This is a genomic window from Pseudoalteromonas sp. 19-MNA-CIBAN-0066 (genome assembly GCF_040308705.1).
In the GTDB taxonomy this organism is placed as follows: Bacteria; Pseudomonadota; Gammaproteobacteria; order Enterobacterales; family Alteromonadaceae; genus Pseudoalteromonas; species Pseudoalteromonas nigrifaciens.
Genome location: NZ_JBEONZ010000003.1, coordinates 188,076 through 196,523 on the forward strand (window position 1 = coordinate 188,076; position 8,448 = coordinate 196,523).

Annotated in this window: 8 protein-coding genes and 3 tRNA genes; 3 read left to right on the plus strand and 8 right to left on the minus strand. The window is 41.3% G+C overall.

Annotated features, from left to right (window positions below; genetic code table 11):
- The first annotated feature begins 278 nt into the window (after positions 1-278).
- Entirely contained in the window at positions 279-560 is a 282-nt protein-coding gene (locus AAEZ18_RS03665) for a type II toxin-antitoxin system Phd/YefM family antitoxin (protein WP_011327729.1), read from the plus strand.
- Entirely contained in the window at positions 557-847 is a 291-nt protein-coding gene (locus AAEZ18_RS03670; protein WP_089367973.1) for a type II toxin-antitoxin system RelE/ParE family toxin, read from the plus strand. The genes AAEZ18_RS03665 and AAEZ18_RS03670 overlap by 4 nt, the downstream gene beginning before the upstream one ends.
- 86 nt (positions 848-933) lie before the next feature.
- Here the strand turns inward: AAEZ18_RS03670 and lnt are convergent, their stop codons facing one another.
- Genes lnt through miaB form a run of 5 tightly spaced genes read right to left on the minus strand, consistent with a single transcriptional unit; the run spans position 934 to position 6,392 of the window.
- A complete protein-coding gene (gene lnt, locus AAEZ18_RS03675; RefSeq protein ID WP_172459234.1) occupies positions 934-2,484 on the minus strand; it encodes an apolipoprotein N-acyltransferase in 1,551 nt (516 codons plus the stop codon).
- Positions 2,465-3,349: a CNNM family magnesium/cobalt transport protein CorC gene (corC, locus tag AAEZ18_RS03680; protein WP_011327732.1), complete on the minus strand. Its 885-nt coding sequence runs from the start codon at positions 3,347-3,349 to the stop codon at positions 2,465-2,467. Before corC ends, lnt begins: the two co-directional genes overlap by 20 nt.
- A gap of 22 nt (positions 3,350-3,371) precedes the next feature.
- Positions 3,372-3,830: an rRNA maturation RNase YbeY gene (gene ybeY, locus AAEZ18_RS03685; protein WP_011327733.1), complete on the minus strand. Its 459-nt coding sequence runs from the start codon at positions 3,828-3,830 to the stop codon at positions 3,372-3,374.
- A 4-nt stretch (positions 3,831-3,834) separates the two neighbouring features.
- The gene (locus tag AAEZ18_RS03690; RefSeq protein WP_011327734.1) at positions 3,835-4,893 is read right to left on the minus strand and encodes a PhoH family protein; all 1,059 of its coding nucleotides are present in this window, start codon (positions 4,891-4,893) and stop codon (positions 3,835-3,837) included.
- A 50-nt stretch (positions 4,894-4,943) separates the two neighbouring features.
- Complete coding sequence (miaB, locus tag AAEZ18_RS03695; protein ID WP_086994706.1) at positions 4,944-6,392, minus strand: tRNA (N6-isopentenyl adenosine(37)-C2)-methylthiotransferase MiaB; 1,449 nt, start codon at positions 6,390-6,392, stop codon at positions 4,944-4,946.
- Positions 6,393-6,656: 264 nt separating this feature from the next.
- Between miaB and AAEZ18_RS03700 the strand changes: the two genes are divergently transcribed.
- A complete protein-coding gene (locus AAEZ18_RS03700; protein WP_089367975.1) occupies positions 6,657-7,826 on the plus strand; it encodes an FAD-dependent monooxygenase in 1,170 nt (389 codons plus the stop codon).
- Positions 7,827-8,099: 273 nt separating this feature from the next.
- Here AAEZ18_RS03700 and AAEZ18_RS03705 read toward each other — a convergent pair.
- The 3 genes from AAEZ18_RS03705 to AAEZ18_RS03715 all read right to left on the minus strand — a co-directional run bounded on the left by AAEZ18_RS03705 (position 8,100) and on the right by AAEZ18_RS03715 (position 8,443).
- A tRNA-Gln gene (locus AAEZ18_RS03705) sits at positions 8,100-8,174 on the minus strand.
- A gap of 39 nt (positions 8,175-8,213) precedes the next feature.
- Positions 8,214-8,298: transfer RNA gene (locus tag AAEZ18_RS03710), tRNA-Leu, on the minus strand.
- A gap of 70 nt (positions 8,299-8,368) precedes the next feature.
- Positions 8,369-8,443 (minus strand) — tRNA-Gln (locus AAEZ18_RS03715).
- Between the last annotated feature and the right edge of the window lie 5 nt (positions 8,444-8,448).

Sequence of the window (8,448 nt, forward strand, 5' to 3'; positions counted from 1 at the left end):
TCTATTCATCTCAGAGTGTTTAGATATGCTTTGCTACACAGAACATCCATGCTTTAGTTTTTAACAACATTCACAAAACATAAGTCGCTAAAGAAGGTGTCATATAAGCTTATTTAGCATCATTTTGATACTTAATAAGCTTGTTTACCTTAGAGTTAGTATAATTGGATTTATATACTTCGCTCGATATTGTTATTGAGCTTAAGTATAAAGTATTGTATTTAACATTTATTTTAACTATAGTTTGTACCATATAAAGTACAACTAAAGGTACGATCATGAGTAGGCTTCATTTAGATCAAGATATTCAGCCGCTTTCAGATTTTAGAGCTGGAGCTGCATCATTTATACGCCAAGTTAATGAAACCAGAAGGCCAATTGTAATAACTCAAAGGGGTAAAGGCGTTGCTGTGGTTTTAGATGTTGCTGAATATGAATCTATGCAGGAAAAAATAGAGTTATTAGAGGAAATACAAAAAGCTGAAGATCAACTCTCTATGGGGCTGGGTATTTCAAACTCAGATGCTCGTGCGCAAGTTTTAAAGAGTATTAAAGATTGAAAGTAGTTTGGTCGCCTTTAGCATTAGAAAAATTAGTCACTATGGCTAAATTTATTGCTTTTGATAAACCATCGGCGGCTGACAAATGGGTTAATGATATTTTTGATCGAACAGATTTACTTGGTACTCAACCTGAACTAGGTCGGGAAGTGCCAGAATTATTAGGCTCAAGATATCGTGAATTAATATTTGGTAGCTATCGAATTATTTATAAAGTTGAACATGAAATTAAAATACTCACATTACGCAATAGGCGTCAATTGCTTAGCTTGAGCGATGTAGAGTAATAATTAACCAGAAAAGTTAATTGTTAAGCCCAAAGACTGCGCTGGGCTTAATCTATTGCTAATTCTCTAAGTTTAGAATTTTTCATTTATCTCTTAAACCTAATCCCAAACCCGCCAACACCCAGCAACAACACAAATCCCCATACAAACATGTTGCCGTATTGGCTGTACACGCTGTCGCCTTGTATTAACTTAACGTCGGCTTTCATGGTGGTTGCTTCAAACTGTGGCATGCTTTGTTGCGTGTGGCTTATTGGGTCGTATACGCCGCTTACGCCGTTGTTAGTAACACGTATTAGTGGCCGCTGTAGCTCTAGAGCGCGCATGCGAGCGATTTGCATATGCTGGTGGGGGCCAATGGAGTCGCCAAACCAAGCATCGTTACTTACGGTAAAGAGTAAATCTGAGCTGTGCTGATAATTACCACGCACTAGGTCGGCAAATACTATTTCGTAGCATATAGCGGGTAGTATATTAAAGCCGTTAGCACGTAGGTTGTTTTGTACTTTGTCGCCACGGGTAAACGACGACATAGGTAAATCAAACAACGGTGCGATAGGGCGCAGTAAATCTTCAAATGGTACAAATTCGCCAATAGGGAGTAATTGGTGTTTTTGATAGCGGTTTTTATCTAGGTAGCGGTAGTGGCCGTGTTCATCATCTTTATTTTTATTACCCACTACTATAAGGGTATTAAAAATAGTTTTAGTGTCGAGTTGGTAGTCAACAACACCGGTAATTAGCGCGGTTTTATTAAATGAAGCGGCGCTGTCTAAGCCTGCTAGGTATGAGTCGGCAAGCGCTTCTATTTCGGGTACTGCGGCTTCGGGCCATACTATTAAGTCGGCGTCCCAGTGTGTGCGGGTTAGGTCTTGGTATTTACTCATGGTGGTCCAAAACTGGCTGGGATCAAAGCGCAGATTTTGTTTTATATTACCTTGTACAAGTAATGTCGACATGCTTTTTCCAGAGTACTGTGCTGTACCTGTGGTGTATGCACCGGCAAAAAGTAGTGCTAAAGCACTGCTGGTTATGGCCAATGTTTTAAAATCTTTTTGGCTTAGGCGATACAATGCAAAACCAATGGCAATACATACTAAGGTTAAACCAAATTCGCCAATATAAGGGGCAAGCAGTCTAAGTGGGCTGTCGGTTTGCGTATAACCAAAACTTAACCATGGAAAGCCTGTTAGTAAGTGTGCGCGTAAGTATTCGCTTATGGCAAAACTTACAATTAATAATGCGCCATAACTTTTAGGGCCGCTGGCAAAGCGAGTTGTTGCCCAAAAGGCAAGTGCAGGAAATAACGCTAAGTATGAACACAATAAGGCCATAAGCGCTAAAGAAGCGATTAATGGCATGCCGCCAAAAGTGGCTATAGATACATGTACCCAGCTAATACCAGCACCAAACCAACCTAAACCAAATATAAAGCCATATTTAGCGGCTGTTTTTGCGTGTGTTTTACCGGTGTTTTTTGGATTAATACAAAAAATGATGGCAGCAAGGCTAAAAAATGCAATGGGCCAAATTTCAAAGGGGGCATAGGCAAAAGTTAAAATAAGGCCCGCAATTAATGCGAGCCATGCTTTTTTATCTTTTGCTAATAAGGTGAACTTAGTTAGCAGAATCTTCACTGTAGTTATCATCAACCTTAGGAACGGTGACTTGCAGTTGCAAGATGCGGCGATTGTCAGAGTTGGTTACTTTAAATTGGTAACCTTCTATATCAATGGTTTCGCCACGGCTTGGCATGTGGCCAAAGGCATGTAATACAGTGCCACCAATAGTATCGGCGTCATCTGTGCTGTAACCTGTTTTAAAATGCTCGTTAAAGTCATCAACAGGGGTTAGCGCTTGTACTACGTAAACATGCTTAGCAAGTTGGCGAATATCTTGTTGCTCTTCTTCTTCGTCGTGCTCGTCTTCTATTTCGCCCACGATTATTTCAAGAATATCTTCAATAGTGACTAAGCCCGATACACCGCCGTATTCATCAATAACAATAGCCATATGGTAGCGTTGCTGACGAAATTCGTTAAGCAGGGTATCGACACGTTTACTTTCGGGTACTACCATTGCTGGGCGTAAATAATCGCGCAGTGAGGGCAGTAAGTCGTCTTTGTTTAAGATTAGGGGTAATAAATCTTTAGCGAGTAAAATCCCTTCTACATGGTCTTTGTCCTCACACACCACCGGAAAGCGTGAGTGCGTAGAGTGAACCATCATAGGTATGAGCTCTTCAAGCGGGCTGTCGATCTCAAGGGTGATCATTTGTGAGCGCGGCACCATAATGTCTCGCACTTTAAGCTTAGACACGCCAAGCACACCTTCAATCATCTCTTTGGTTTCTGGATCGATTACATCCCGCTCTTGCGCATCGGCAATTACTTCAACCAGCTCTTCTCTGTTCTGGGGTTCCCCTTGAAACTTTTGGGCTATTCGGCCCAGCCAGCTTTTTCCAGAAGAACCCTGGCTAGAATGCGAGTTACCGTCGCTCATTATATCTGATTACTCCGTTTATTTAAATTTCGTCCCGATATGGGTCTGCTATGTTTAGCTCAGCAAGTAATTGCTTTTCTATACTTTCCATCTCAAAAGCATCTTCACTCTTTATATGGTCAAATCCAAGCAAATGCAAGCATCCATGAATAACCATATGAGCAAAGTGGTCATGAAATGACTTTTCTTGCTCAATTGCTTCAGCCAATACAATAGCTGGGCAAATAACTAAATCACCTACTAAAGGAATATCTATTCCCGGTGGTGCTTCAAACTCAAACGACAGTACATTGGTAGGCTTGTTTTTACCACGGTAGTCGTTGTTGAGTTGTTGCGACTGCGCTTCGTCACTAATTACAATAGTGAGTTCAGATTCGTCGCGGTATTGGCTAAGGGCTTTGTCGGCCCAAAGCGCAAATTGTGCCTCGCTTGGTAAGTTGTCAAACTCACAGGCTATTTGTAAATCAAGTTCAGTGTTCACGGTATTACTCTTTAGTAGCAGGCGGTTGTTGAGCGGCAAGTTGCTCTCGGGCTTTTTGCTTTTCTAGGCGCATAAGTCGCTCGCTTTCATCGTTGCGCTCGTAGGCTTCAACAATACGCGCAACCACAGGATGGCGAACTATGTCTTGGGCTTTAAAGTGGTTAAAGCTTATTTCGTCTACGCCATCGAGTACTTCCATTGCATGGCGTAAGCCTGAGCGCACACCACGTGGTAAATCTACTTGCGTTATGTCGCCAGTAATAACCGCTTTTGAGTTAAACCCAATACGGGTTAAAAACATTTTCATTTGCTCTGCGGTGGTATTTTGGCTTTCATCTAAAATAATAAAGGCATCATTAAGCGTACGCCCACGCATATAAGCAAGTGGGGCAATTTCAATAACGTTTTTTTCGATTAGTTTTTCTACTTTTTCAAAGCCAAGCATTTCAAATAGCGCATCGTAAAGCGGGCGCAAGTATGGGTCGACCTTTTGGCTTAAATCGCCCGGTAAAAAACCGAGCTTTTCACCTGCTTCTACCGCTGGGCGGGTAAGCAATATACGGCGAATTTCTTGGCGCTCTAGGGCATCAACTGCAGTTGCCACAGCTAAGTATGTTTTGCCTGTACCAGCAGGGCCAATGCCAAAGGTAATATCGTGATGCAAAATATTAGAAACGTATATACCTTGGTTTTCGTTACGCGGCTTTATAACACCACGGCGCGTTTTAATCACCATTTCTTTGGTGTAAGTGCTGGTTGTGGCGTCTTGTTCAAGGGCGTTTGATTCGGTAATGGCTAAGTGCACGTTGTCGGGTTCTATTTCGCCAATTTCGCCGCGCACAGGTTGAGTATCAATATAAAGGTTTTTTAAAATTTCTACAGCGCTGGCGCTACTGTAAGTTTTGCCTGTGACTTTAAAAAAGTTATCGCGGTGGATAATTTCAACACCGAGTCGGCGTTCAATTTGTTTGATGTTTTCGTCAAACGGGCCACATAAAGAAGAAAGGCGTTTGTTATCGGCAGGTTCTAAATAAATCTCTAATGTTTTTAACTGATTACTCAAAATTACTTCCTATAGCATGGCGCCAGTGTTAACTGGCGCTAAAATTTCCACTAAGGGACGAAAGTAGCAACGCCAATTTCGTTTATAGTGTCAGGTTTAGGCTCAAGGCTTGCAGCTTTGGTTAAAATAGCTGAAGGAGCGATTTCACGACGTAAGTTCATTTCTGATTCTGTACGAATTAAGTCACCACGTAAAGAATTTGGTAGTGCCTCGGTAATACGTACGTCAACAAACTGACCGATCACTGTATGTGGGCCAACAAAGTTAACTACACGGTTGTTTTCGGTACGGCCACGTAATTCCATTGGGTTCTTTTTAGAAGGGCCTTCAACGAGTATACGCTGCTCTGTATCGAACATTTGACGGCTAATTTGTTGCGCCATTTGTGTAATACGATTTTGCAGTAAGTATAAACGCTCTTTTTTCTCTTGCTCGGTTACGTCATCTGGCAAGTCGGCCGCTGGTGTACCTGGGCGTGCACTGTAAATAAAGCTAAAGCTCATATCAAAACCAACGTCGCTAATTAGCTTCATGGTTGCTTCAAAGTCATCTTGGGTTTCACCCGGAAAACCAATAATAAAATCTGACGACATGCTTAAGTTAGGACGAATTTTGCGTAACTTACGAATTGTCGACTTATATTCAATTGCCGTATGGCCGCGTTTCATTAGGTTTAAAATACGGTCTGAACCACTTTGTACTGGTAGATGTAAATGATCTACAAGCTCTGGTACATCGGCGTATACGTCAACTATATCTTGGGTAAACTCTACTGGATGCGATGTGGTGTAACGAATACGGTCAATACCATCAATGGCAGCAATAAGACGAATTAAATCCGAAAAATAACAAATTTCGCCATCGTGTGTGTCGCCGCGGTACGCGTTTACGTTTTGGCCAAGTAGGTTTACTTCACGTACGTTTTGCTCAGCAAGCTGGGCAATTTCTAATAGTACGTCATCTACTGGGCGGCTAACTTCTTCGCCGCGAGTGTATGGTACAACACAAAAAGTACAGTACTTAGAGCAGCCTTCCATAATAGATACAAACGCAGATGGGCCATCGGCTTTTGGCTCTGGTAAACGGTCAAATTTTTCAATCTCTGGGAATGAAATATCAACAACCGATGAGCCTTTATCGCCTTGCACTTGTTTAATCATTTCTGGTAAACGGTGCAGCGTTTGTGGGCCAAAAATAACGTCTACAAATGGCGCACGCTGGCGAATAGAGTCACCTTCTTGTGAGGCAACACAACCACCTACGCCAATAATTAAGTCTGGCTTGTCGTCTTTTAACAACTTCCAACGACCTAACTGGTGGAACACTTTTTCTTGTGCTTTTTCACGAATTGAACAGGTGTTAAGTAAAATTACGTCGGCATCTGTTGCATCATCAGTTAGCTGGTAGCCATTGGTGGCATCTAAAAGTTCAGCCATTTTCTGAGAGTCGTATTCGTTCATCTGACAACCCCAGGTTTTAATATGCAGCTTTTTGCTCATTGAAATATTGCCTCGTGTTCAATTCGATAGTGGCACAAAAATGTGCTAGAAACAGGATTAAGTGAAATGCATTACTGCGCTATACCCACTTAAAGGACGCGTATTTTAGCTGGATACACACGTAAATCCAAGTATAGTTTTCATGTTTGTGATTTCAAATCAATGCAGCTTTAGTTTTATCCACAGTTGAGCGTATCCTTTGGCACATAACAAGCTAATTACGATACAATTAAAATAGTTTTAAGAAATTAAAAAGATGAGAACATGACAAAAAATAAAGTAATTGTTGTGGGTGCTGGCATGGTGGGTGCTGCTATGGCAATTAAACTTGCTCAGCAAGGTAAAGCAGTGCGCATAATAGAAAAAAAACTAATAAATCCACAGCAAGTTTTAAGCAGTGATCAGGTTGATATTCGCGTATCGGCAATAAATCGTTTTTCAGAAAAGCTGCTAGACGAATTGGGCGCAATGCCACTTTTAAAACAAAGCAGGTTAGCACCGTATCAACAATTAGAAGCATTTGAGCGCGGTGGCGATAATTTATTATTTGATTGCGCCGATATAAACACCACGCATTTAGGCCACTTAATTGAAAATAACCTAATTCAAGCCAGTTTATGGCAGCAATTTGAGCAATACAACATTGGAGTTATTGAGCAAGCAGCGCCTATTACGAGTATTGAGCAAACCTCAGATGCAATTACGCTAGTGTATGGTGAGCAAACGTATACCGCTGATTTAGTTATTGCAGCCGACGGCGGGCAATCGCAATTACGCGCTAAAGCCAACATAGGTATAACCGGTTGGCAGTATCAGCAGCACTGCATGGGCGTACTTATAAAACTTGATGCGCCGCAACAAGTAAAAACGTGGCAGCAATTTACTCCCACCGGCCCTTTGGCCTTTTTACCTATGCAGGCTCCTTACGCTAATTTAATTTGGTATGACGATGCCAATACACTGCAAAGCTTTAAAGGTTTAAACCCGCTGCAACTTAAAACACATATTGTTAAAAAATTTCCTGAGCTTGCCGGTGATTTTACCGTGTTAAAGCACGCGGTGTTTCCACTGGCTCGCCAGCACGCAAACAAATATTCGCAAGGGCGACTAGTGCTTGTAGGTGACGCTGCACATACTATTAACCCATTAGCCGGGCAGGGCGTAAATTTAGGCTTTCAAGACGTTGTAGCGCTTGCACAGGTGCTATTAAGTGCTGATGACATAGGTTGCCCATTAAAATTAAATGAGTATGAAAAATCGCGCCGCAAAGCAAACTTATTAATGATGAGTATGATGGATGCCTGCTACTTTGGCTTTTCTAATCAAATTGCGCCATTAAAATGGGCGCGTAGCCAATTTTTAAAAATAGCTAACAATACCGGACCGGTAAAAAACTGGGTTTTAAAATACGCTATTAGCGGCGAGTTAAATTAATACTAATTGCTATAACATTTGCGAACTATTGAAAAGGCTCATTTATGGGTCTTTTTTTATGCTTATTTATTGATTAAAAGTGCGGTAGCAGAGGGTTTGCTAATAAAATATAGCCACTAAAATACGGCTATTTAAATACAGTTATTAAAATAAGATTTTATAGATAGATTAAAAATACAGAAGTTTAAAATAAATAGATTTAAAATGAGTAGTTATGAGTACTTATGAGTAATACAAAAGGAAGAGTAATTTAAGTAGGAAGTATAAACAAATTGGCTGGGATACCAGGATTTGAACCTGGGAATGCCAGGATCAAAACCTGGTGCCTTACCGCTTGGCGATATCCCAACTATAAATTTGTACAAGTTTTCGTTCTAGTTAAGAACATGGTGCGGAAGGAGAGACTTGAACTCTCACATCCTAAGATACTGGAACCTAAATCCAGCGCGTCTACCAATTCCGCCACTCCCGCATCACTAATTTGCTAATTTAAACTCTAAGCTAGAGCTATTCTTTAAACAACTTTCCTTGGTAGAAGAAGTTGGCTGGGATACCAGGATTTGAACCTGGGAATGCCAGGATCAAAACCTGGTGCCTTACCGCTTGGCGATATCCCAACAAA